23 protein-coding genes are annotated in these 23397 nt (G+C 26.2%); 11 read left to right on the top strand and 12 right to left on the bottom strand.

All coding sequences use genetic code 11. The annotated features are described in order from the left end of the window. Positions 1 to 30: 30 nt before the first annotated feature. Positions 31 to 1260, top strand: a complete 1230-nt coding sequence (gene tyrS / locus ACTT9R_RS06370) for a tyrosine--tRNA ligase (RefSeq protein ID WP_440927177.1) — start codon at positions 31 to 33, stop codon at positions 1258 to 1260. On the opposite strand, the gene ACTT9R_RS06365 is transcribed toward tyrS, so the two are convergent. From ACTT9R_RS06365 to ACTT9R_RS06355, 3 genes are all read right to left on the bottom strand, one after another. Further along, on the bottom strand, positions 1257 to 3686 hold the full coding sequence (locus ACTT9R_RS06365) for a hypothetical protein (protein WP_440927176.1): 2430 nt from the start codon (positions 3684 to 3686) through the stop codon (positions 1257 to 1259). The two genes, tyrS and ACTT9R_RS06365, sit on opposite strands and share 4 nt — an antisense overlap. Beyond that, positions 3676 to 4777 (bottom strand): peptide chain release factor 2 gene (gene prfB / locus ACTT9R_RS06360; protein WP_440927175.1). Its coding sequence is split into 2 segments (ribosomal slippage): positions 3676 to 4707 and positions 4709 to 4777, totalling 1101 coding nucleotides; the frame shifts between segments, so codons are not numbered across the junction. Before prfB ends, ACTT9R_RS06365 begins: the two co-directional genes overlap by 11 nt. Further along, positions 4777 to 7113, bottom strand: a complete 2337-nt coding sequence (locus ACTT9R_RS06355; RefSeq protein WP_440927174.1) for a penicillin-binding protein 1A — start codon at positions 7111 to 7113, stop codon at positions 4777 to 4779. The genes prfB and ACTT9R_RS06355 overlap by 1 nt, the downstream gene beginning before the upstream one ends. Positions 7114 to 7212: 99 nt before the next feature. On the opposite strand from ACTT9R_RS06355, the gene ACTT9R_RS06350 reads away from it, so the two are divergent. Next, entirely contained in the window at positions 7213 to 9030 is a 1818-nt protein-coding gene (locus ACTT9R_RS06350) for an Rne/Rng family ribonuclease (protein ID WP_440927173.1), read from the top strand. Here the strand turns inward: ACTT9R_RS06350 and ACTT9R_RS06345 are convergent. Then, positions 9023 to 9796 carry a thiazole synthase gene (locus ACTT9R_RS06345; RefSeq protein WP_440927172.1) on the bottom strand — a complete coding sequence of 258 codons (774 nt, stop codon included), beginning with the start codon at positions 9794 to 9796 and terminating at the stop codon, positions 9023 to 9025. The genes ACTT9R_RS06350 and ACTT9R_RS06345 overlap by 8 nt on opposite strands. A 1-nt stretch (position 9797) precedes the next feature. Then, positions 9798 to 10016 (bottom strand): sulfur carrier protein ThiS, encoded by a 219-nt coding sequence (gene thiS / locus ACTT9R_RS06340; protein ID WP_440927171.1) that lies wholly within the window; start codon positions 10014 to 10016, stop codon positions 9798 to 9800. A gap of 16 nt (positions 10017 to 10032) precedes the next feature. Here thiS and aroQ point away from each other — a divergent pair, with 16 nt between their 5' ends. The 3 genes from aroQ to accC are packed head-to-tail and all read left to right on the top strand — an operon-like array spanning position 10033 to position 12244. Next, positions 10033 to 10482 carry a type II 3-dehydroquinate dehydratase gene (aroQ, locus tag ACTT9R_RS06335; RefSeq protein ID WP_440927170.1) on the top strand — a complete coding sequence of 150 codons (450 nt, stop codon included), beginning with the start codon at positions 10033 to 10035 and terminating at the stop codon, positions 10480 to 10482. Continuing rightward, positions 10469 to 10903 carry an acetyl-CoA carboxylase biotin carboxyl carrier protein gene (locus tag ACTT9R_RS06330; protein WP_440927169.1) on the top strand — a complete coding sequence of 145 codons (435 nt, stop codon included), beginning with the start codon at positions 10469 to 10471 and terminating at the stop codon, positions 10901 to 10903. The genes aroQ and ACTT9R_RS06330 overlap by 14 nt, the downstream gene beginning before the upstream one ends. Before the next feature lie 3 nt (positions 10904 to 10906). Continuing rightward, a complete protein-coding gene (gene accC / locus ACTT9R_RS06325; RefSeq protein WP_440927168.1) occupies positions 10907 to 12244 on the top strand; it encodes an acetyl-CoA carboxylase biotin carboxylase subunit in 1338 nt (445 codons plus the stop codon). On the opposite strand, the gene ACTT9R_RS06320 is transcribed toward accC, so the two are convergent. Beyond that, entirely contained in the window at positions 12241 to 12648 is a 408-nt protein-coding gene (locus ACTT9R_RS06320; protein ID WP_440927167.1) for a DUF2155 domain-containing protein, read from the bottom strand. The genes accC and ACTT9R_RS06320 overlap by 4 nt on opposite strands. Continuing rightward, entirely contained in the window at positions 12611 to 12970 is a 360-nt protein-coding gene (locus ACTT9R_RS06315; RefSeq protein WP_440927166.1) for an NADH-ubiquinone oxidoreductase subunit NDUFA12 family protein, read from the bottom strand. The genes ACTT9R_RS06320 and ACTT9R_RS06315 overlap by 38 nt, the downstream gene beginning before the upstream one ends. A 114-nt stretch (positions 12971 to 13084) precedes the next feature. On the opposite strand from ACTT9R_RS06315, the gene ACTT9R_RS06310 reads away from it, so the two are divergent. Then, the gene (locus ACTT9R_RS06310) at positions 13085 to 13909 is read left to right on the top strand and encodes a TSCPD domain-containing protein (protein ID WP_440927165.1); all 825 of its coding nucleotides are present in this window, start codon (positions 13085 to 13087) and stop codon (positions 13907 to 13909) included. 1 nt (position 13910) lies between these two features. On the opposite strand, the gene aspS is transcribed toward ACTT9R_RS06310, so the two are convergent. From aspS to ACTT9R_RS06295, 3 genes are read right to left on the bottom strand one after another with little or no spacing between them, the layout of a single operon-like run. Then, positions 13911 to 15695, bottom strand: coding sequence for an aspartate--tRNA ligase (gene aspS, locus ACTT9R_RS06305; protein ID WP_440927164.1), 1785 nt, complete (start codon positions 15693 to 15695; stop codon positions 13911 to 13913). After that, positions 15696 to 16358: a DNA replication protein gene (locus ACTT9R_RS06300; RefSeq protein WP_440927163.1), complete on the bottom strand. Its 663-nt coding sequence runs from the start codon at positions 16356 to 16358 to the stop codon at positions 15696 to 15698. Continuing rightward, positions 16345 to 17433: a hypothetical protein gene (locus ACTT9R_RS06295; RefSeq protein ID WP_440927162.1), complete on the bottom strand. Its 1089-nt coding sequence runs from the start codon at positions 17431 to 17433 to the stop codon at positions 16345 to 16347. Before ACTT9R_RS06295 ends, ACTT9R_RS06300 begins: the two co-directional genes overlap by 14 nt. Positions 17434 to 17444: 11 nt before the next feature. On the opposite strand from ACTT9R_RS06295, the gene purM reads away from it, so the two are divergent. Together purM and purN are read left to right on the top strand one after the other, a co-directional pair. After that, positions 17445 to 18476, top strand: a complete 1032-nt coding sequence (gene purM / locus ACTT9R_RS06290) for a phosphoribosylformylglycinamidine cyclo-ligase (RefSeq protein WP_440927161.1) — start codon at positions 17445 to 17447, stop codon at positions 18474 to 18476. Then, entirely contained in the window at positions 18451 to 19032 is a 582-nt protein-coding gene (gene purN, locus ACTT9R_RS06285; protein WP_440927160.1) for a phosphoribosylglycinamide formyltransferase, read from the top strand. Before purM ends, purN begins: the two co-directional genes overlap by 26 nt. Here the strand turns inward: purN and ndk are convergent. Continuing rightward, a complete protein-coding gene (gene ndk, locus ACTT9R_RS06280) occupies positions 19022 to 19432 on the bottom strand; it encodes a nucleoside-diphosphate kinase (RefSeq protein ID WP_440927159.1) in 411 nt (136 codons plus the stop codon). The two genes, purN and ndk, sit on opposite strands and share 11 nt — an antisense overlap. Continuing rightward, positions 19425 to 20879, bottom strand: coding sequence for a leucyl aminopeptidase (locus ACTT9R_RS06275; RefSeq protein ID WP_440927158.1), 1455 nt, complete (start codon positions 20877 to 20879; stop codon positions 19425 to 19427). Before ACTT9R_RS06275 ends, ndk begins: the two co-directional genes overlap by 8 nt. A 60-nt stretch (positions 20880 to 20939) precedes the next feature. Between ACTT9R_RS06275 and ACTT9R_RS06270 the strand changes: the two genes are divergently transcribed. The 3 genes from ACTT9R_RS06270 to ACTT9R_RS06260 all read left to right on the top strand — a co-directional run. Then, on the top strand, positions 20940 to 22049 hold the full coding sequence (locus tag ACTT9R_RS06270) for an LptF/LptG family permease (protein ID WP_440927157.1): 1110 nt from the start codon (positions 20940 to 20942) through the stop codon (positions 22047 to 22049). Beyond that, complete coding sequence (locus tag ACTT9R_RS06265) at positions 22042 to 23121, top strand: LptF/LptG family permease (RefSeq protein ID WP_440927156.1); 1080 nt, start codon at positions 22042 to 22044, stop codon at positions 23119 to 23121. The genes ACTT9R_RS06270 and ACTT9R_RS06265 overlap by 8 nt, the downstream gene beginning before the upstream one ends. Further along, positions 23111 to 23397, top strand: a 287-nt coding sequence (locus ACTT9R_RS06260; protein WP_440927155.1) for a hypothetical protein, incomplete at its 3' end; no start/stop codon positions are given. The genes ACTT9R_RS06265 and ACTT9R_RS06260, both read left to right, overlap by 11 nt.

Here is a 23397-nt window from a genome sequence, read left to right as displayed (position 1 = left end):
AAAAAATTTGTATATTGTAACTATAAACTTATGAATAAATTTTTAAAAGAATTTAAAGATAGAGGTTTTTTCTATCAATGCACAAGTGAAGATGAGCTATCTAAACAATTAGATGAAGAAAAGATAAAAGGTTACATAGGTTTTGATTGTACAGCCGAAAGCTTGCATGTGGGTAGCTTATTGCAAATTATGTGTTTGCGACTACTTCAAAAAAATGGACATCGACCAATAGTTTTACTTGGTGGAGGAACTACAAGAATTGGGGATCCATCTGGTAAAGACAAAACTAGAAAAATATTAAGTGAAGAAGAAATTGAAAAAAATATTAAAAATATCAAAAATATTTTAAAAAAATTTTTAGATAATGATGATCCGAATACAAAGCCAATATTTGTAAACAATTATACTTGGCTTAAAGATTTAAATTATATTTCATTTTTGAGAGATATCGGAAAACATTTCACGATAAATAGAATGCTAACATTTGATAGTGTAAAACTCAGATTAGATAGAGAACAATCTCTAAGCTATATGGAGTTTAATTATATGATTTTACAAGCATATGATTTTCTTGAATTAAATAAGAAAGAAAATTGTGTCTTACAAATTGGAGGTTCAGATCAATGGGGAAACATTATAAATGGTGTTGAGCTAATTAAAAGGTATTCTAATAATCAAACCTTTGGTTTAACAACTCCATTAATTACGCTTGCAACTGGTGCTAAAATGGGAAAAACTGAAAGTGGGGCTATTTGGTTAGATGAAAAATACTTGTCAGCTTATGATTATTGGCAATTTTGGAGAAACATAGATGATAGAGATGTAATTAAATTTTTAAAAATGTTTACTGAAATTGATATTAAGGAAATAGAATTAATTAAAGACAAAGATATAAATGAATTAAAAATACTACTTGCTAATAAAACCACAGAAATGTTACACGGAAAGGAAGCAGCTAAAAATTCTGAGCAATCAGCAAAAGAAGCTTTCTCCGGAAACACTCTGGGTTCAAACTTACCTAAAGTTAATATTCAATCAAACAAAATAGAAGAAAAAATAAATATAGTAGACCTTGTTTTATTATCCAAGCTAGAAAACTCGAAAAGCGAAATCAGAAGACTTATAAAAGGGAATGCGGTAAAAATTAATGACGATGTTATTTCAGATGAAAAATTCGAAATCAATAAAAATTTATTTAAAAATAATTATATTAAACTTTCCCTTGGAAAAAAAAGACATATTAAAATAGAATTAAATTAATTTTTTTTAATTTTCTCTAAAGTTCTAGTAATAAACCTGGGTGTTAAAGTTTTTATAGGATTTACAGTAGTTTCCAACTGATTGGGAGGACCTTTAATTTTAAAGCTAACTCCAAAAACACCTTCACCCACTTTTTTTCCAATCAGTAAATCTCCAAGCAAAGGTATTGAAGCAATAGATCTGTTAATTGTTGTCGCTGGAACCAAAGTTCCTCTCAAACTTATTAATTTATCTTCCTGTATGTATCCTTCCAATAAAATAGATATTGCTGGGCCAATTGCATACAACTCTTGAATTTTCATAAGTTTATCTTGATTTGTAAAATTCATCTCAAAATCTGTAAATCTAATCCCTTCTCCTGTAAGTAAGTCTGCCAATCCTTGAAGAGATGCAAGTGCTAACAACTTTGCTAATGCAGGAATATCTTTAACTTTAAAATTATCTATAACTAACTTTGAAGATGAAATTCCGTCTTTTTTTCGAGAGGAGAAATCTAAATATCCCTCTTTACCATCTTCAAAACCTTTAATGAATTTGTATCTATCTACTAATGGTTTTGCCTTAGATGAGAAAAGAGTAGTAATTTTTTCACCTCGATCATTTGTTTTAATTGTAAATTTTATATTTTGTGAATTGTTATAAAAGGCTAAAATATCTACTTCTTCTACTTTGTTATTAATAATATTTATCTGCCCCTTAAAATCTTCAACAAAGTATATTTTATCAAAGTAAACTTTATCAAAATCTAGGTCCATACTTATATTATTTTCAAAAAGACTGTTTTCTTTTTTATCATCTTTATCTAGCAAATTAGAAATTAAAGAATTTGCATTAAAAGAAGTGCCATCAATTAAATAATTTTGGTCATCTACTTTTTTTATATTGTAATTATTTTTTTTATTTTCATTATCTGAATAATTTAAATTTGCATTATCAATTTTAATTATTTGATTAGAATCATTGAGAGATAAATTATTAATTTTAATTTTATTATCTCCTTCATTAACAACAAAGCTATTAATATTTAAATTTTTATTTTTTTTTAGTTCTCCATTAATTTTAAGATACATTTGGCTATCATCTTTTTTTTCATAATTAATATTGTCAATTATAAATTTTGTATTTTTTACATTCAAATTAGTGTTAAAACTTATTTTATTTTGTGTTTTCTCAATAAAATAATCAATCTCTTCAAATTCTTTATCAATTTTAAATTTTCCAGAACCTAAAAAAGTTAAGTTATTATTTTTAAAATTAATTTCTAATTTTTGATTACTCAAATTAATTTTTTTATTTGTTTGAGGGAAAAAAATTTTTAAAAAATCTTGTTGCTGCAAAACTATTTTTTTTAAAAATAATTCTACGTTTATACTTAAATCCTTATCTTTTTTATTTATAAAATATTTAATTTCATCTAATTCTCCAGTATTTAACTGAATTTGTCCCTCACCGTTAATTGATAAATTGTTGTCTTTAAAATTTAAATTTAATTTATGATTATCGAGTAAAATTAAGTCATCAACTTCTGGAAAATAATTATTAATTATTTTCAATTTTTTATATTTCAGCTTAGTAATATTTATGTCAGAACTTAATATAATATTTTTAAATTTGAATTTTTGATCTATTTCTAAAGAAATTTTATTATTTGTTTTAAATTTGGCATCATCAATAATTATATTTTCAAAACTTAAATTTAATAATTTTAATATATTTAAATTTAAACTTGACTGATCATTTTCAATAATAGCATCAACTAAAAAACTATTTTTTTTCTTTTTTATTTTTACTTTTTTTGAAGTAAAATTTACTTCTTCTGCTTTAAAATTTATCTCATTTAAAAGATAATCATCTTTTTGAAAATTGAAATTAAAATTTATATTCTTTAAATTTGCCTTATTTAAAAAATTAATACTTGCATCCTTTATTAAACCCTCGATTTCATAATCATTTTTAATATTGCCATTTTCATCGATGTTCAAACTCAAATTTATAATTACATGACCTTTTTTTACTATTTTTTCTATTAAAAATAATTGAGGTTTTTTATTTGTGGTCCGAATAAATTTAATTAAATCATTTAATAAAATTGACTTAGTTTTTACCTCTATATTAGATGATGAAATCTTATTTTTAATTAAAGAACCAAGCGAAATTTGTGTTTTAATGCTTTCTAAAGCTAAAGGTCTTTTTGAAAAATATACTGTGGTACCGACAGTTTTTGCATAAATTTTTAGTTTAAAAGGATCTAGAGTTAATTTAATTTTTTTTAAATCTATATCTATCTTTTTATTTATTAGTGAAATTCTTTTTTTAATTTGATCATTAAATTTATCTGTCTCGATGCCCACAGTACTAAGATACACTGTCAAAATAATTAATACTGACAGAAGTAAGATAAAATATTTTAAAATATTATTTTTCATTTAACTTATAAAGTGATTGTTCCAAAAATTCATCAATATCCCCATCTAATACTTTATCAGGACTAGTGCTTTCAAAATTGGTTCTATTATCTTTCACAAGTCTGTAAGGTTGAAGCACATATGATCTAATTTGATGACCCCAACCTATTTCAGATTTGGAATTTTCAACATTTTGACTTTCTTCCTCTCTTTTTTTTATTTCAAAATCATATAATCTTGCTTTCAACATATTCATGCATGTTTCTTTATTTTTATGTTGAGATCTTTCATTTTGACATTGAACAACAATTTTTGAAGGAATGTGTGTTATTCTAACTGCGCTATCAGTAGTATTAACGTGCTGGCCACCTGCTCCACTGGAACGATAAGTGTCTATTCTTAAATCTTTTTCTAAAATTTCTATATTTATATTTTCATCTACAACTGGATAGATCCAAACACTTGCAAAACTTGTGTGTCTTCTTGCTCCAGAGTCAAATGGAGATATCCTAACTAATCGATGTATTCCCGATTCCTTTTTTAACCATCCAAAAACATAGTCACCATCTATTTTAATTGTTGCAGATTTTATCCCAGCCTCGTCACCTCTATGTTCACTAATCAAACTTGATTTAAAATTTTTTTTATCAGACCATTTTAAATACATTCTTCTTAACATATCAGCCCAATCTTGACTTTCTGTACCTCCAGCACCAGCATGTATCTCTATGTAACAATTTAAAGGGTCGGCCTCATTAGATAAAAAACACTTAATTTCATTTTTTTTAACTTCACTTCTTAAGTATTTTATATTTTCTAAAACTTCTTTTTGAACTTGTAAATTTTCTTCTTCTAGCGCCAGCTGATTCAAATCATCTAAATCTTTTAGTTTTTCAATATTATTATTTAATGAATTAGTTAAATCTTCATAAAATTTCTTTTCCTTGATTACTCTTTGAGAGTTGTTTTTATCTTGCCAAAAATTGGCGCTCAGCATTTGTGAATTTAAAGATTGCAGTTTTGAATGAATATTATTTTTTTCAAAGATACTCCTGTATTTTTTGATTTATCTTTTCAACTTCCTCTTTAAAATTTTGATAATTATTATCCATTAATAAAACTTTAATATATTATTTGAATCTAATCTATCTGAATTTGTAAAAAGCACTTTTCCATCAACCACATTCTCTTTTTTAAAAACTTCAATAATAGTATTCTTTGAGTTAAATTTTGCTTTTTGACCTGTTAAAGGGTCAACAACCATCATAACTGTTCCTTTGGAAGCCTTAAATGGTCTTGCATCATATTTGTTAACAGAATCACTTATAAAACTCTTGAATATTGGCAAAGCAGTTTTAGATCCTGTTTCATGTTTCCCTAATGAAGTTGGGTTATCTGAACCAACATAAACACCAACTAACAAATTTGAAGTAAAACCTATAAACCAAGTATCTGTATTTTTATTTGTTGTTCCAGTTTTACCTGCAATGTTTAAATTCAAGTCTTTTAGTTTTTTAGCAGTACCTCTTTGAACAACTCCTTCTAAGATTGATGTCATTTGAAAAGCTGTTTCTGAAGAAAAAATTTGCGTATAGTTATTTTTAATCTCTGGATAATCGTTTGTTAAATAAGAAATTTGATCGCAATTAATACATTTTCTTTTTTCATTATTAAAAATAGTATTTCCCTCACTGTCCTGAATTCTATCAATCAGTATTGGTTCAACAAGTTTTCCTCTATTAACAAAAACTGAATAAGCAGATGTAAGTTTTAATAAAGTTGTTTCAGTAGAACCTAAAGATATGGATAAAAGTTCTTCTGGATTATCATAAATTTTTAATGCTTTTGAAAAATCAACTATTTTCTCTACACCAAGATTTTGAGCTATTCTTACTGTCATTAAATTTCTAGATTTCTCCAAACCAACCCTTAAAGTAGAAGGTCCATAAAATTTTTTTCCATAATTTTCTGGTTTCCACATTTTTAAATCATCTCCTTGGTCTAAAACAAGTGGTGCGTCTAGAACTAATGATGTTGGTGTAAAATTGTTCTCTAAAGCTAATGCGTAAACAAATGGTTTAAAAGCTGATCCAGGCTGTCTTTTAGCTTGAGTTGCTCTGTTAAATTCACTTTGTTTAAAACTAAAACCACCACTTAGCGCTAAAACTCTGCCAGTAAATGGATCCATCACAATAATTCCACCATTTACTTTTGGTAATTGTTTTAAATTAAAAATATTATCTTTAACATTTTTAACATAAATAACATCACCAGGTTTTAATATTTTATTAAAATCTTTCTTTGTCCAAGAAATACTCTGATATTCAATGACACCTTTGATATTATCTTCTGTTTCTATTTCTGCTGAAAATTTATTTATCTTTTTGACTATTGCTAATTTCCAATTAATTGAATTTTCTAATTTATACTTTTCTAAATCTTTTTTCCATTCTGAGTTATAAATTTTGTTAGTAAGTGATCCTCTCCATCCCTTTCTTTTATCATATGCTATTAATCCATCTCTAAGAGATTTTGTTGCAATTGTTTGTAAATTTAAATCTATTGAAGTATTGATATTAAAACCTTGTTTGTAAACTTTATCGTAGCTCAAAGTTTCAATTACACTCTTTCTCACATCTTCAATAAAATATTGAGCATCTTCTAAATAAATTTTTTTATTTTTTTTTAAAATTATTTCCTCTTTTGTAAGTTTTTCATACCATTCTGAAGTTAAATAATTATTATCTAACAAATTTTTTAGAACTAAATTTCTTCTAAATTTTGCTATATCTGGATCTCTATAAGGATTATATCTGCTAGGTGCTTTTGGCAAAGCTGCTAATAAAGCAGCTTCTGAATAATTTAATTCTTTAATAGATTTATCAAAATATTCTAAGCTTGCTGCAGCTACTCCATATGCTCCACTTCCAAGATAAATTTGGTTTAGATAAAGTTCTAGAATTCTTTCTTTCGATAAAGCTCTCTCTATTCTAAAAGCTAGAATTGCTTCCTTAATTTTCCTATTTAAACTTACTTCATTTGTTAGTAAAAAGTTTTTTGCTACCTGTTGAGTAATTGTAGATGCTCCCTCTAACCTTTTAGATGATAAAATATTTGAAATATTATTTATTACAGCTCTAATAACACCTTTAGCATCAACGCCTGGATGTTTGAAAAAATTTTTATCTTCAGCAGATAAAAATGCGTTAATTACATTTTTTGGAATTGAATTAAATGGAACAAATACTCTTTTTTCCTTTGAAAAATCTGCCACTAAATCACCATTACCAGAGTAAACTTTGCTGGAAACTGGAGGTTTGTAACTTTTAAGAAATTTATAATCTGGCAAATCATTAGAATAAGTCCATAAAACACTTATTATCAAAATTGCTGATAACAGAATAAAAGAGGTAATTAAAATAAAGATATTTCTAAAAAATTTATTCATTTTAATTTCATTATATCTTGGAATTTGTTAAAGATATGGCAAGAAAATTAAACAAAATTTAAAAATTAAATTACTAATGAAATTAACATTCACAAAAATATGGAAAAAAATTTATATATCGATGCTTCGCATCCCAACGAAACTAGAGTTGTTCTTAAATCAGGTGAAAATATTGAAGATTACGAGTACGAAGGTTTAAAAAATAACTTAATTAAAAATAATATCTATTTAGGAAAAGTAAGTAGAATTGAACCATCGTTACAAGCAGCCTTTGTTGATTTTGGAAGAGAGAGGCATGGGTTTTTGTCTTTTAATGACATTCAATCAGATTATTATCAGATACCAAAAGCAGATTTAGAAAGAATTAAAGAGGAGGAAGAAAAAGCCAGAGAAGAGCTTTCAAGAGAAGTTGAGGCTAAAGAAGAGGAAAATATTGCTGAAGGAAAACTAGAAATTGATGATCCTATAGAAAAGGTATCAGAAGAACAAATAGAAGAGGACTCAAATAATAAAGAAAATATTACCGAAAAAGAAAATTTAGATGATGCAAAAGAAAAAAAGAAAGAGCATAGATTTAAATTTAAAAGATATAAAATTCAGGAAGTAATTAAGCCTAACCAAGTAATTCTTGTACAAGTTATTAAAGACGAGCGAGGTCAAAAAGGTGCAGCTTTAAGTACTTTCATTTCTATTGCTGGTAAGTATATAGTGTTAATGCCAAACACTCCTAAAGGTGGAGGTATATCAAGAAAAATATTTAATCCTGCTGATAGAAAAAAAATAAGATCAATTTTAAATGAAATTGAAATACCTAAAGAGATGGGATTAATTGTCAGAACTGCTGGAAGTAATAAAACAAAAAATGAAATAAATAGTGATTTAGAAACTTTGATTAATTCTTGGAGTCAAATAAAAGAAAATGCAATAAACTCTATTGCTCCTTCTTTAATACATCAAGAAAGTGAAATAATAAAAAGAACATTAAGAGATATGTTTGACGAAAATACCAACAATATAATTGTAGAAGGTAACGAGGGTTATAAAAAAGCTCAATCATTCATGAAAACAATGATGCCATCAAATGTCAAAAAAGTAAAAAAATATAGAGGAAAAATTCCACTATTTATTCAAGAAAATATCGAACAAAAATTAAATCAAATTTTTGACTCTGAAATAAAACTAAAATCTGGAGGATATTTAGTTATTAACCCAACAGAGGCTTTAGTTTCTATCGATATAAATTCTGGAAGTTCAATAAAAGGAAAAAATGTTGAAAGCACTGCTCTAGATACGAATATTGAAGCTGCAGAAGAAATTGCTAGACAAATAAAGATAAGAGATTTGTCTGGGTTAATCATTATAGATTTTATTGATATGCTAAGTTATGGAAATAGGAGGTTAGTAGAAAGAAAACTTAAAGAAAAATGCAGGTCAGATAGAGCTAGAATTCAAATTGGAAGAATAAGTAATTTTGGTCTTCTTGAGATGTCAAGACAAAGACTGAGGGAAAGCGCAATAAAATGGAAAGTTACATTGACAGATGAGTCTTTTGCTCAAAAAATTTTAAAAATTGTTGAGTTAAAAGCTGTAATTAACAAAGCTAAATTTGTTGAATTAAAAGTTTGTGAAAAAATTTCAGATTTCCTTAAAGAAAATTTTGTTAATGACTTAACTTATTTTGAGAAAAAAAATAAAATGAAAATAGATATTATTAGCGATAATTCTTTAATTATACCTGAGTACATCATAGACATTAAAAATAAATCAAAAAAAACGATAGACTTAATAGAATATTTTGAAAAATTAAAAAATTTAGAAACTCAAAATAAAGAAGATAAATTTTCAGAAAAAAAAGAAAATAAAAAGATTAATAAAAAAAAATATAAAAAAAAAAGGTATTATAAAAAGACTAAATAATTCCTTTTGACGGTGAGGATGGATTGCCCATTAAAATTTTATCTATCCTTCCAGATTTGTAAGATTGTCTCCCTGCAATAACAGCATTTTTAAAAGCTAAAGCCATTTCAAATGGTTTTTTTGCTTTTGCAATAGCGGTGTTAACAAGCACTCCGTCACATCCTAATTCCATTGCAATTGTAGCGTCTGAAGCTTGACCCAAGCCAGCATCAATAATTAATGGAAGTTTGGTTTGTTTTCTAATTATTTGAATATTGATTTTGTTTTGTATGCCTAGTCCTGATCCAATTGGTGCAGCTAGGGGCATAATTGCGTCAGCACCTGAATTCTCTAAACGCTTAGCCATTAAAGGATCATCATTACAATAAACCATAACCTTAAAACCTTCTTTAGCGAGAACCTCAGTAGATTTTAAAGTTTCAATCATGTCGGGAAATAAATTCTTTTTATCGCCTAAAACTTCTAATTTAACTAACTTCCAACCACCTATTTCTCTTGCTAATCTCAAAGTTCTCAAAGCCTCTTTTGAATTAAAACATCCAGCAGTATTGGGTAGATATGTAATTTTTTTTGGATCAATATAATCCATAAGCAGAGGCTTTTTTTTATCTGAAATATTAACCCTTCTTACGGCAACTGTTACGATTTCTGCTCCTGAGAGTTTAATTGCTTTTGCGCACTCAGACATGCTTTTATATTTTCCAGTTCCAACAATTAATCTGGAATTAAATTTTTTATTCGCAATAATTAGACTATCTTTTTTCAAATTAACCACCACCAATAAAATGAACTATTTCAATTTTATCATTTTTATTTAATTTTATTTTATTAATTTTTTTTTTATCTATTATTTCTTCATTAAGCTCAATAGCTACTTTATTTAAGGGTATTTTTAGATTTTTTAACACTACAGAGAGTTTAGAATCTTGAGTTATAGATTTGATTTTACCATTTATTTTAATTTTTATTTTTTTTATTTTTTTCATCGTATATAAATGCTGAATGAATAATAAAATAATTATTATTAATGGTCCAAATCTTAATCTATTAGGAGAAAGAGAACAATCACAATATGGATCAACCACATTTGATCAACTTAAAGAAAATTGTTCTAAAAAAGGACAAGAAATTGGTCTTGATATTGAATTTGCTCAATCTAATATTGAAGGAGAGCTTGTTAATATAATTCAAGATGCTAGGAAAAAATTTGATGGAATGATTATAAATGCTGCTGCATTTACTCATACCTCTGTAGCTATAAGAGATGCTCTAGATTTATTTAAAAAACCAATAATCGAGCTACATTTATCTAATATTTATAAAAGAGAAGAATTTAGACATAAATCACTTATAAGTGATGTGGTAACTGGAGGAATTTTTGGATTAGGTGCTGAAGGATATATTTTGGCCATAATTTCATTACAAAAGACTTTGCATAATGAAAATAGATAAAAAAATAATTAAAGAATTAAGTGATTATTTAAAAGAATTTAATCTTACTGAAATAGAGATAACTGAAAAGGATACAAAAATTAAAGTATCAAAAAATAATGTTTCAATAAGTAATCAACCTCAAGTTACTTCGTCCTCATCTACTGTATCAAGTTCAGCACCTACTCAAACTCAAAATATTAAATCAGGAACTGAAATTACTTCACCTATAATTGGAACTGCCTATCATGCTCCAGAACCAGGTGCAAAAAAATTTGTCGAGATTGGAAAAAAAATTAAAAAGGGTGATACAATAATGATTGTTGAGGCAATGAAAACCATGAATCATGTTCCTTCAACAGCAGATGGCGTAGTAAAAGAAATTTGTGTTGAAGACGGTCAACCTGTTGAATTTGGCCAAACAATTATTATCCTAGATTAAATAATGTTTAAAAAAATTTTAATTGCAAACCGTGGGGAAATTGCAGTTAGAATTATTAGAGCATGTAAAGAATGGGGAATATCTACAGTAGCTGTTCATTCAGATGTGGATAGAGAAAGTATGCATGTAAGAATGGCTGATGAAAGCGTGTGTATTGGTTCTCATCAACCAGCAAATAGTTATTTAAATATTCCTGCTTTAATGTCAGCTATAGAGCTTACTAATGCTGACGCAGTACATCCCGGATATGGCTTTCTTTCTGAAAATGCAAACTTCGCAAAAATTTTAGAGGAGAATAAGATTACTTTTATAGGAGCCTCATCAAAACATATTGAAATGATGGGTGATAAAATTCAAGCAAAAATAATAGCTAAAGAAAATGGATTACCTGTTATTGAAGGTTCTGAAGGCGGTGTAAAAGATGTTTCTGAAGCAAAAGAACTTTGTAAAAAAATTGGTTTTCCCGTTTTAATTAAGGCCTCAGGTGGAGGTGGAGGCAAAGGTATGAAAATAGTTTATAAGGAAGAAGAATTTGAAACATTGTTTTCAACCGCTAAATCTGAAGCACAAAAATACTTTGGTAATGATGAAGTCTATATTGAAAAATTTTTTCAAAATCCAAGACATATTGAGGTTCAAATATTAGCTGGAAAAAATAGAGCTGTTCACCTTCATGAAAGAGATTGTTCAATTCAAAGAAGACATCAAAAACTGATAGAGGAAACACCAAGTCCAGTTTTAAATGATGAAATAAGAAAAGATTTATTTGAAAGAACAGTAAAAATGGTAGCTAAAATAGGTTATATGGGAGCTGGAACAGTAGAGTTTATATATGAAGATGGGAAATTTTATTTCCTTGAAATGAATACAAGAGTCCAAGTTGAACATCCGGTAACAGAAATGGTTACAGGGATCGATATAATCAAAGAACAAATTTGGATTGCTTTTTCAGGAGAAACAGCTTTGAAACAAAGTGATATAAATCCTAGAGGACATGCAATTGAATGCAGAATAAATGCTGAGGATGCTAGTAAAAATTTTCAACCTTCGCCTGGTATTATTACTATGTGTCATCAACCATCTGGTTTTAGAACAAGAGTAGATGGCGCAATATTTCAAGGATATAAGGTAACACCCTATTACGATAGTATGGTTTGTAAGTTAATTTGTCATGGAAGAAACAGAATAGAAGCAATTCAAAGAATGAATAGATCTTTGGATGAATTTGTAATTGAAGGAATAACTACAACAATTCCTCTACATAAAAAATTACTTAATCATAAAAAATTTATCAATTCAGATTTCAATGTTAGTTGGCTAGACAAAGATTCAATTGTTTAATAGCATCTAACAAGCCAAACATCGTAAACAGGATGATCAAAAGGTGTGATCGATGGACTTGATGAAAACATCCAACCATTAAAAACAAAAACTTCATCATTATTTTTATTAGTCAAATCTCTAACTTGTATATAGGCAGTTATTTCTGGATTATCATCAAATTCTGAATTTTTACATTTCAGACTTTTAATTGATAAATCTTTAAACTTTATTAAATCTCCATTTTTAATTTTAAGTAAAGTATTTTTAGAGCTTATTTTATCCAAAATTTTTATATCAGTAAAAGCTCCCTCTAAATTACTTTTTGCATTTGAGTTTAAAACTAAACAAAAATAAAATAAAAAAACTAAATAGATTAATTTAAAATTATTCTTTCCAACTTGAGTATTTCTTTTTAATACCATCTTTATTTTTATTTGGATAATATGCTGAGTCAGTCCCAGTTAAATTTTCTTGATGTGGTTTTTGCCATTCATATTTTTCTAAGGTATGTTTTTTCTCAATTTTATTTGGTGTAAAATGTATCCAAGAATACCATTCAACGGGAATTTTTGACGCGTCAATTGTGTTTGAATAGATAACCCATCTTTTTCCATTTTTACTTTCATAGTATTTATTACCTAGCTCATCAGTGCCAACTAGTTTTCCAAAAAAAATAGTTTTTAATCTTGTTCCAAAAGTGTCTTGATTCCACCATGTGAAAATTTTTCTTAAGAGTGTCAACATAATATTTTTTTATTTATTCAATTAAAAATTGTAAAATTTAAATTAGACTAAAATATGAATATGTATATAAATTAATTGATTCATTATTCAAATTAAAATTTAAATTGAGGTCAAATGGCAAAGTATTTAGTTGAAACTTATTATACCTGTACCTTTAGAGTAAATCATTATTTAGATGATATTAATGAGGCAGAGTTAAAAAATTTAGAAAAAAGAGATGATGGTAAATTTGAGGTTTTAGACGTAAAACTTGATAACAGAAAAACAAAAAGTCTAGATCCTAAAAGCAATAAAGTCATTGAAAACAACAAAGTGGATGTAGTTACCGAAACGGATAAAATAAACCCTATAAATAAAGAAAGTGTAATAACAAATATAAACACAGCTAACGAGAGGTCAGGTAAAAGGTTTGGCATGCCTGACAGAAGAAAAGGATATATTCAAAAAGCTACTATTGGTGACCACAAAGTTTACCTACATACTGGAGAATATGAAGACGGAAAAATTGGAGAAATATTTATTGATACCAGTAAAGAGGGTGAACTTGTTAAAGCATTAATGAATAACTTTGCAATTGCTGTTTCTTTAGGCCTTCAATACGGTGTTCCGTTAGATGAGTTTATAAGTGCATTTGTTGGCACAAAATTTGAACCATCAGGCAAAGTACATGGTAATGATAGAATTTTAAGTGCTACATCAATTTTGGATTATATTTTCAGAGAATTAGCTATTTCATATCAAAATAGAGAAGATCTGGCCCATACTCCAGCTATTGGTGGAAATGATGCCATCAATGCAGAAGATCAAAGTTCTGAAGATCAAAATCAATTATTGAAAATTGTAAAAGACATTACCAGTAAAGGTTTTGTTAGAAATAATTATAAAAAAAATCTAGTTGATCTTTCAGATGTAAAAATAAGTTTAAAAGGTAAAAAATAAGTTATTTTTTTGTTTTTGAAGCTAAATTTAATTCTTTCAATTGATCTGGATTTACCTCAGATGGTGCATTCATCATCAAATCTTGTGCGTTTTGGTTCATTGGAAACATAGTAACTTCCCTAATATTTTTCTCATTAGCTAGTAACATTACGATTCTATCAATACCAGGTGCTATTCCTCCATGTGGAGGTGCGCCATAACTGAGTGCATTAATCATACCACTAAATTTTTCATCTACTTGATTTTTATCATACCCTGCAATCGAGAAAAGTTTATACATAAGTTCTGGTTTATGATTTCTAATTGCTCCTGAAGATAATTCTATACCATTACAAACTATGTCGTATTGATATGCAAGTATATCTAATGGGTTTTCAAAATCTTTTTCACTTAAATCTCCTTGAGGCATTGAGAATGGATTATGACTAAACTTAATCTTGTTTGTTGAGACATCTTTTTCGAACATTGGATAATCTACAATCCAACAAAATGCGAAAATATTTTCATCAACTAAGTCAAGATCTTTTGCAATTTTATCTCTTGCTAGTGCGGTAATTTTTTCTAATTCATCTTGTTTTCCACAAGCCATGAAAATACTATCCCCAATTTCACAGTTTGTTTTTTTCATGATTTCAACCAATGCATCTTGAGAAAAGAATTTTCCTATAGGGCCTTTTGCTGAAATATCTTTATCCTTTTCAAAAGTAAAATAAGCTAAACCAGAAGCACCCTCTTCTTTAGCCCATTTATCAATATTATCAAAAAAACTTCTGGGTTTATCTTTTGTATTTTTTGTAACAATACATCTTACCTTAGATCCAGATTTTACTAATTTTTTAAATATTTCAAATGAAACATCTTCTCTTGTAAAAATTTCAGTTATATCATTTACAATGAGTGGATTTCTTAAATCTGGTTTATCAGTACCATATTTAAGCATTGATTCCTTGTATGAAATCTTTGGAAATTTATCAAACATCAGTTTTTTAGTTGAAAAATTTTTAAATGTATTAACCATCAACTTTTCAACAACATTAAATACATCCTCTTGCTCAACAAATGACATTTCCAAATCTAATTGATAAAACTCCCCAGGACTTCTGTCTGCTCTTGCATCTTCATCTCTGAAGCAAGGTGCAATTTGAAAGTATCTATCAAAGCCCGAAACCATTATTAATTGTTTAAATTGCTGAGGAGCTTGTGGTAGTGCATAAAATTTTCCGGGATTTAGACGACTAGGTACTAAAAAATCTCTAGCACCCTCTGGGCTAGAAGAGGTTAAAATTGGTGTTTGAAATTCTAAAAAACCTAATTTAGTCATTTCATTTCGGATATATGAAATAACCTTGGATCTTAAAATAATATTTTCATGAATTTTTTTTCTTCTTAAATCTAAGAATCTATATTTCAATCTTATTTCTTCTGCATATTCTTGATCACTAAAGATTGGCATTGGGAGCTCTTTACAAGTACCTAAAACTTCATACTGCTCAATAACAACCTCAATTTCACCAGTGTCAATTTCAGAATTAATTGTTTCTTTAGATCTGTTAACAACTTTACCCTCAACTTTAATTACTGTTTCTAATTGCATTTTTTCTAAATCAGAAAAATATTTATTATCTTTATCAATTATACATTGGGTAATTCCATAATTATCTCTCAAATCAATAAATAATAAATTCCCATGGTCTCTTTTTTTATTTATCCAGCCTGAAAGAGAAATTTTTTTATCTACATCCTCTTTTCTTAATTCATTACACTTATGTGTTCTGTATTTATTCAATTAAACCTCTAATGCTTCTTTTATAATTTTAAAATCGATTGGTTTCTTTCTTTTTAAACTAATTTCGTCGATTTTATATATGAAATCGGAAATTTTGCCATAAGTTCTATCAATTCTCTTAATTATAAATTCAATAAGTTTTTGGTCTATTGATATTTGACGATCAGAAAGATTTTTTAATATTAGTGCATAAATTAAATCATCACCAGGTTTTTCAATTTGAGATAAGATAAAATTATTAGATCTTGAATTAAGATCATTTAATTTAAAATTAAAGTCAACTATTGGTATTTTTGAGGTTACTATTAAGTACTTATTATCCTGATCTATTATATTTATAAGTGTAAATAATAAATTTTCATTTATTTTTTCGGTTAAATCCTCAACAATAATATTTTCATATATTTTAATTTGTTGAAGAAAGTCATTATTAATATCTTCAGCGTTAATTTTAATTCCTCTGTGCTTTTCTAAAAATATATTTATTAAATGACTTTTCCCAGAAAACTTTTCACCTATTAAGTTTATAAAATTTTTATCCCATTTTGGCCAACTATTTAACAGGCTAAAAGAGTGTTCGTTACTGTTTGAAACATAAAAATCCTGATCTTTAAAATTTTGATCATAATCAAATTTAAGTATTTGCTGATTAAGATTTGTCATTTAAAACCCAAATTTTATTTTTAATTTCAAAATCATAATTTTTTCCACTCATAACTTCTAAAAACTTATCAGGAGTTCCATTAAAAATAACTTTATAAAAATTATTTCGATTATCGAACTTATAAATTGAAAAATTATATATCAAATCCATATCAGATAAAATTCTTTCAAATTTGTTAATTTTTATATTATTTGAGTTATCAATAGAAATATTTAAAGATAACTTTACTGAAGTATTGATTTGATTTTGTGATTTCCAAAAATCTTCGTAGACTAATTTTAAATTATCAATAAATTCAAATAACTCTTCTTCTTCATCAAAATTAATTTCAGTATATTTTAAATTTTTAATATTTTTTTTTTGATTGAAATAAATTTTATTAAATACTCTTATTTTATTATCATCTTTAAATACAATCATAATTATGTGATCATTTATATTGTATTTATTTATAATTTCTTTGAAGTCATAAGTTTCTAAATTATTAATATTTCTTTTTATTAAACTAAAATCATCAAGATCTTGAGTGGGTAAGATATAATTTAAAAGACTATATTTTTTGTTATTTACATTCCAGCTGGAAAATAATTTATCCTCAGAGAACATTGAAACTTGATTTTTATTCTGATCAACAAAAACTGGAATGAATAAGAAATCTTTTTTTACAGGTAAAGACGGAAATACATTTTTTGACTCTAGTAAATCAAATATATTTTTTTTATTAAATGAAACATTCAGGACAAGATAATAAATTTCATCTACAAACTTTTCTTCCTTAATAGAGAAAGTTTCTATCATTCCTTTTATTTGATTTATTGGCGTTTTTTTTAATTTTATTTGATCTTTACTTTGGACAATTGAAAAAATTAGTTCATTAAATGCCTTTAAAAATCCTTTATCAATAATTTCATTTTTATTAAAATTTATTTCAAAAGGTGTTGATATTTCAACATCATTTATAGAAAATGTCTTTGCATGACTATTTTCTGTGGAAAAGAAAATATTTATTAAAGCAAGAAATAAAAAAAAATTATATAAAAGCCTTAATTTATAAAGTTGAGAAATAAATTTCATAAAACATATTAATGAATAAAAAAAAATTTACCTATAAAAAAAGTGGAGTTAATATCAAAGCTGCAGACAAGTTTGTTGATTTCATTTCTACAGTTTCAGCAAAAAAAAGAGGCAAAAAAAAGTTTTCAAATATAGGTGGGTTTGGCTCAATAACAAATATACCAAATAATATTAAACAACCTAAAATCGTAGCTTGTACAGATGGTGTAGGAACCAAAATTGAAATTGCTAATACTTTAAATAAATTTGATACCATTGGAATTGACTTGGTTGCTATGAGTGTAAATGATTTAATCGTACAAGGAGCTAAACCTTTGCTTTTTTTAGATTATATATCAATAAATAAAATTGATCTTAAAAAACTTAAAGCAATAATAAAAGGGATTAACAAAGGTTGTAATCAATCAGAATGTGAGCTCGTCGGAGGTGAAACTGCTGAAATGCCAGGTACGTATGAAAAAGGTAAATTTGACATCGCAGGTTTTGCTGTAGGAGTTGTAGGAAAGAATAGAATTTTAAAAAAAAATAAAATAAAAAAAAATAATCTTATAGTTGCAATTCCTTCCAGTGGTTTACATTCTAATGGGTATTCTCTTGTAAGATATTTATTAAAACTAAAAAAAATAAATATTAAAAAAAATAAATTTTTAAAATCTGAGCTTCTAAAACCAACCAAAATATATGTTAAAGAAATAATGAATTTAATAAATAACAACTTAATCAATGGCTGTGCAAATATAACTGGAGGAGGTTTGTCCGATAATATTAAAAGAATTATACCAGATAAACTCTCAGCACATATAAGTTTAGATAAAATTGAAACTTCTAAAATATTTAATTGGCTTAAAAATAATGGAATTTCTGATAAAGAAATGCTTAAAACATTTAACTGTGGAGTTGGTTTTTGTCTTATTGTTGAAAGTAAAAATTTAAAAAAAATAAGTAAATTTTTTTCAAAAGAATACAAACCATATGTTATTGGAAAAATTTTTAATGGAAAAAATAAAGTTAAGTTAAATGGTTCTATCAATTGGTCAAAATAAAGTAAGAACAGCTGTATTTATTTCGGGGACAGGCAGTAATTTAAAATCTTTAGCTAAATTCTCTAAAACTAAAATATCTCCTATATCAATTAATTTTATTTTTTCAAATAACTCTAAGGCTAAGGGTTTAAATTATGCCAAAAAATTTAAAATTAAAAAAAAAGTTTTAAATTTTAAAAATAAAAAATTAAGTGAAAATAATCTACTTTCTATCTTAAAAAAAAATAATATTGAAATGATTTGTCTAGCTGGATTTATGAAAATTTTGTCAAAAAATTTTATAAAAAAATTTAAAGGAAAAATTTTAAATATACACCCCTCTTTACTACCTAAATATAAAGGATTAAATACTCACCAAAGAGTATTAAACAATAAGGAAAAGTACTCAGGATGTACTGTTCATTTTGTTAATACTAGATTGGACTCGGGGAAGATTATTCTTCAAAAAAAAGTAAAAATTTCAAAAAAAGATACAAAGACCTCTCTTGCTAAAAAAATTTTAGCTCAAGAACATAAGTTGTACCCAAAAGCTATATTAAAAGTTTTTAATCTTTAAAGAAAAAATCTATTTCAATTTTAGCATTTTCAGCACTATCTGATCCATGTACGGAGTTTTTGTCTATTGAAATCCCGTATTTTTTTCTAATAGTACCTTCTTCTGCATCTTCTGGATTTGTAGCACCCATTAATTCTCTATTTCCTAAAACTGCATTTTCTTTTTCAAGAACCATTACAACAATCGGACCTGATGATAAATAGGCGCATAAATCATTATAAAATGGTTTGGTTTCATGAACTTTATAAAACTTTTCAGCTTCTGATTTTTCAATTTGGATTTTTTTTTCTTTTAAAATTGTAAATCCCTTAGTTTTAAACATTTCTTTAATTTCATTGTCGAGATTTCTTTCAACTGCATCTGGTTTAATGATTGATAAAGTTTGCTCAATATTACTCATAATTATCCTCTATAAGTTTGTTTAATAATCTTACTCCATAACCTGTGGCACCCCCTGAATTTAGCGCTCCACCATATTTTGAAAAAGCCATTCCAGCTATATCTAAATGTGCCCAAGGCGTTTTATTTAAAATAAATCTTTGTAAAAACTGTGCAGCTGTTGTGGATCCTGCACCTCCAACATAATTGATATTTTGCATATCAGCATTTTTTGAATCTATTAGTTTGTCGAAATTTTTATTTAATGGCATTCTCCAAACTTTCTCTTCAACATATTCTCCTGCGTTAATTAATTGATTTGATAATTTATCATCGTTTGAAAACAATCCTGCATATTCTGATCCAAGAGAAACAATAATTGCACCTGTTAAAGTTGCCAAATCTACAATAAATTTTGGTTTAAATTTCTCCTCCGTGTAAGTTAAAGCATCAGCTAATACCAGTCTTCCTTCAGCATCAGTATTTAAAATTTCAACTGTCTTTCCACTGTATGATTTTACTATATCTCCTGGTCTTTGTGCATTGCCTCCAGGCATATTTTCAACAAGCCCAACTACACCCACTGCATTTACTTTTGCTTTTCTTTGAGCCAAACTTTTCATTAATCCAACCACTACAGCGGAACCTGCCATATCATACGTCATATCTTCCATGAATTTAGCTGGTTTAAGAGAAATTCCTCCAGTGTCAAAACAAACTCCTTTACCTACAAATGCTAGAGGTTTCGATTTATCCTTTAATCCATTCCACTCCATTGTAACTAAATAAGAACCTCTTATACTGCCCTGACCAACTCCAAGTAGAGTATTCATCCCAAGTTTTCTTAATTTCTTCTCATCATAAATATTAATTTTCAATCCAACTTTTTTTAATGAGTTTAATCTTTTAGCATATTCATCAGGATGTAAAATATTTCCTGGTTCAGAAACTAAGTCTCTTGTATAAAATGTTCCCTCTTCTATTGCTTTAAATTTTAATTGATCTTTAGATGAGGGTATATTTTTTCCAAGAACATTAATTGTAATATTGTTTTTATTTTTCTTACTTTTATATTTGTCAAACTTATATGACTTTAGATTTAATCCATGTAAGAAATATCCAACTATATTCTTATCAATGCTCGGTAAAGAATTTGAATTTATGTAAAAATTTCTTATTTTTGAATTATTAAATTGTTCATAAAACTTTGCACCTAAGTTTTCAATTTCAGAATTAGAATAATTTTTTTTTATAGATACTAAAATTATTTTTTTTTTTGAGCTAACATCAAAACTTGCAATATTTTTCTTTAGATCCTTAGTTTTTATTAAATCAGAAACAAAAGCATATTCACTGTTTGAAATATGTTTTTTTAATGGTGAAGAGCTGAATTTTTCATCAACAAATAGAATAAGATTAGATGGGTTTTTGATTGAGAATTTGTTTTTATAATAAATTTGAATAGACATAATTTTTAAATACACTCTGGGAGTGTAGAATGGTATATAATTTAATATTATTGTATTTCAATGAAAAAATTAATTTTTAGAAAAATAAATAAAGATACCACTTATTTATTTTTACTTTTGTGTTTATCTTTGGGCCTAATTGTCTGGACAATACAAGCGGTCAATTATCTTGATTATGTAACCCAAGATGGTCACGGTTTGAGGACGTATTTTTTATATTCTATTTATAATTTTCCTAAGATAATCCACAGACTTATTCCTTTTATTTTTTTTATAACACTATTTTTAATTTTGACGAATTATGAAACAAAAAATGAGCTTTTAATTTTTTGGACTCATGGTGTAACAAAAATAAAATTTGCAAATAAAATCATTTATATTTCAATAATTTTGTTTATCATCCAAATTTTTATCGGAGGTTATGTATCTCCTCATTTTCAACTTAAATCAAGAACTTTGCTTAAAGAGTCCAATATAGATTTTTTTTCATCATTAATTAAAGAAGGAAAATTTATAAATGCTGTACAAGATTTAACTATTTTTATTGATAAAAAAAATAAAGATGGTTCATTTGAAAACATCTTTGTTGACGACTCCTCAAAAAAAACAACAAAAATGACGTATGCGTCGAGAGGAACAATAATTGATAATTTTCAGACAAAAATATTTAGGCTTTATGAAGGAAAAGTAATTAACAAAAATAAAAACAAAATAAATGTTTTTGAATTTGACAGAATAGATATAAATTTATCTGAATATTCTTCTAATACAACTTTGGTGCCAAAAATTCAGGAAACGCCATCAAAACAATTAGTTTTATGTTCTTTTCGAAATATTTATAAACAAAAAGTAAATGATACAAGAAATTGTAGCACTTCACTCATGGAAAAAATAAATCAGGAAATTTTAAAAAGATTTTATAAACCCATTTACATTCCTATTCTAGCTGTTATTTGCAGTTTTTTAATAATTTTACCTAAAAATAATTCTAGATACAAATCACAAACTAAATTAACTTTTTTATTTGGTTTTTGTTTGCTAGTTTTTTCTGAAACAACCTTAAGATACTCAACATCTTCAATGATATCCACTTTTGCATATTTATTAGCTCCTTGGATAATTTTTATATTCAGTTACACACTGTTTTATTTAAAAGCAAAAAATGTTTAAAATTTACGAAAAATATATATTAATAAAATTCTATAAAAAATTTCTTTTAATTTGTTTGGCTTTTTTTTGTCTGGGAATAATTCTAAATATTTTTGAAGAAATATCATTTTTCCAAAATAAAAAAGTGAATTTTATTCTTCCTTATTTTTTAACAATATTAAACGCACCTATTACATTATTTGATATTTTTCCGTTTATATTTTTAATAACTGCACAATTTTTTTATTACGAAATAATTAAAAATGACGAAATTGTACTACTTAAAAATAATGGTCTTAGTAATTTAAAAATAATTAAAACTTTATTTTTTTCAACTGTAATAATCGGTATTTTAATTGTTTTTGTTTATTACAATTTTTCATCAAAATTAAAATTTTTATATACAGATATTAAAAATAACTATAGTGACGACAACAAATATTTAGCTGTCGTTAATGACAGTGGTCTTTGGTTAAAAGACGAAAGTCAAAACTCAATTTTGATAACTAAATCTAAAAATATAAATAATAATATATTAAACGAAGTAATTATTAATGAGTTTAGTTTTGATTTTAAGCTCATAAAAACAATACAGGCAAATAAAGTAAATATAGATACTACAAAATGGATATTGTATGAACCAACTGTTACTATAGAAAACGTTTCCTCTAAAAATTACGATATTCTTGAGTTTCAAACAAATTTTGACGACGACAAAATAAGAAATTTGTTCTCCAATTTTAGAACACTAGATTTAATTGAATTGTTTAATTTAAAGAAAGACTACGAAAAGCTTGGATATTCTTATGATGAAATTGAAATTCATTTGTATCAACTTTTTATCTCTCCATATGTTTATGCCCTACTTACAGTACTATCTTCTGTGATAATGATTAATATAAGAAAAAAAACTTCAATCTACTTCAATATAATTTTAGGTATTTTTATATCAGTTATAATTTATTATTTAAATTTTCTGTTTATTTCACTTGGAAATACTGGCAAAATCCCTCCTGTAGTTTCAGTTTTTTTACCTATTATATTTATTACAATTATTACAATTATTGGTTTAATAAGAATAAATGAAAAATAAATTTTTTACACTTTGTCTGCTTTTATTTTTTATTTTACCTCAAATATCAAAAACTGAAACTTTTGAATTTGATGTAAAAAATATTAATATTCAAGATAAAGGTAATCTTGTTTTAGCAAAAGAAGGAAAGGCTTTTTCAGAAAATAATAATTTTGAAATAGTAGCAGAAAATTTTAAATATATTAAAAATTTAGACCAACTAGAAGCATCAAATGGAAATGCTACTATTAAATCACAAAAATTAAATTTAAAATTCAAATTAATTAAGTTTGATAT

The sequence above is a fragment of the Candidatus Pelagibacter sp. genome (genome assembly GCF_052049835.1).
Taxonomy (GTDB): domain Bacteria; phylum Pseudomonadota; class Alphaproteobacteria; order Pelagibacterales; family Pelagibacteraceae; genus Pelagibacter.
Note: the sequence above shows the minus strand (reverse complement) of the source record. Positions and strands in the feature narration are given on the sequence as shown.

What these genes read in the sequence shown, in the direction of transcription:
- ACTT9R_RS06295 (WP_440927162.1), bottom strand. Translation starts at nt 17,433, where the DNA reads ATGAAATTTATTTCTCAACTTTATAAATTAAGGCTTTTATATAATTTT.
- ACTT9R_RS06355 (WP_440927174.1), bottom strand. Translation starts at nt 7,113, where the DNA reads ATGAATAAATTTTTTAGAAATATCTTTATTTTAATTACCTCTTTTATT.
- purM (WP_440927161.1), top strand. Translation starts at nt 17,445, where the DNA reads ATGAATAAAAAAAAATTTACCTATAAAAAAAGTGGAGTTAATATCAAA.
- ACTT9R_RS06350 (WP_440927173.1), top strand. Translation starts at nt 7,213, where the DNA reads ATGGAAAAAAATTTATATATCGATGCTTCGCATCCCAACGAAACTAGA.
- purN (WP_440927160.1), top strand. Translation starts at nt 18,451, where the DNA reads ATGGTTCTATCAATTGGTCAAAATAAAGTAAGAACAGCTGTATTTATT.
- thiS (WP_440927171.1), bottom strand. Translation starts at nt 10,016, where the DNA reads ATGAAAAAAATAAAAAAAATAAAAATTAAAATAAATGGTAAAATCAAA.
- ACTT9R_RS06275 (WP_440927158.1), bottom strand. Translation starts at nt 20,879, where the DNA reads ATGTCTATTCAAATTTATTATAAAAACAAATTCTCAATCAAAAACCCA.
- ndk (WP_440927159.1), bottom strand. Translation starts at nt 19,432, where the DNA reads ATGAGTAATATTGAGCAAACTTTATCAATCATTAAACCAGATGCAGTT.
- ACTT9R_RS06300 (WP_440927163.1), bottom strand. Translation starts at nt 16,358, where the DNA reads ATGACAAATCTTAATCAGCAAATACTTAAATTTGATTATGATCAAAAT.
- accC (WP_440927168.1), top strand. Translation starts at nt 10,907, where the DNA reads ATGTTTAAAAAAATTTTAATTGCAAACCGTGGGGAAATTGCAGTTAGA.
- aroQ (WP_440927170.1), top strand. Translation starts at nt 10,033, where the DNA reads ATGAATAATAAAATAATTATTATTAATGGTCCAAATCTTAATCTATTA.
- ACTT9R_RS06330 (WP_440927169.1), top strand. Translation starts at nt 10,469, where the DNA reads ATGAAAATAGATAAAAAAATAATTAAAGAATTAAGTGATTATTTAAAA.
- ACTT9R_RS06310 (WP_440927165.1), top strand. Translation starts at nt 13,085, where the DNA reads ATGGCAAAGTATTTAGTTGAAACTTATTATACCTGTACCTTTAGAGTA.
- tyrS (WP_440927177.1), top strand. Translation starts at nt 31, where the DNA reads ATGAATAAATTTTTAAAAGAATTTAAAGATAGAGGTTTTTTCTATCAA.
- ACTT9R_RS06315 (WP_440927166.1), bottom strand. Translation starts at nt 12,970, where the DNA reads ATGTTGACACTCTTAAGAAAAATTTTCACATGGTGGAATCAAGACACT.
- ACTT9R_RS06320 (WP_440927167.1), bottom strand. Translation starts at nt 12,648, where the DNA reads ATGGTATTAAAAAGAAATACTCAAGTTGGAAAGAATAATTTTAAATTA.
- ACTT9R_RS06270 (WP_440927157.1), top strand. Translation starts at nt 20,940, where the DNA reads ATGAAAAAATTAATTTTTAGAAAAATAAATAAAGATACCACTTATTTA.
- ACTT9R_RS06265 (WP_440927156.1), top strand. Translation starts at nt 22,042, where the DNA reads ATGTTTAAAATTTACGAAAAATATATATTAATAAAATTCTATAAAAAA.
- ACTT9R_RS06365 (WP_440927176.1), bottom strand. Translation starts at nt 3,686, where the DNA reads ATGAAAAATAATATTTTAAAATATTTTATCTTACTTCTGTCAGTATTA.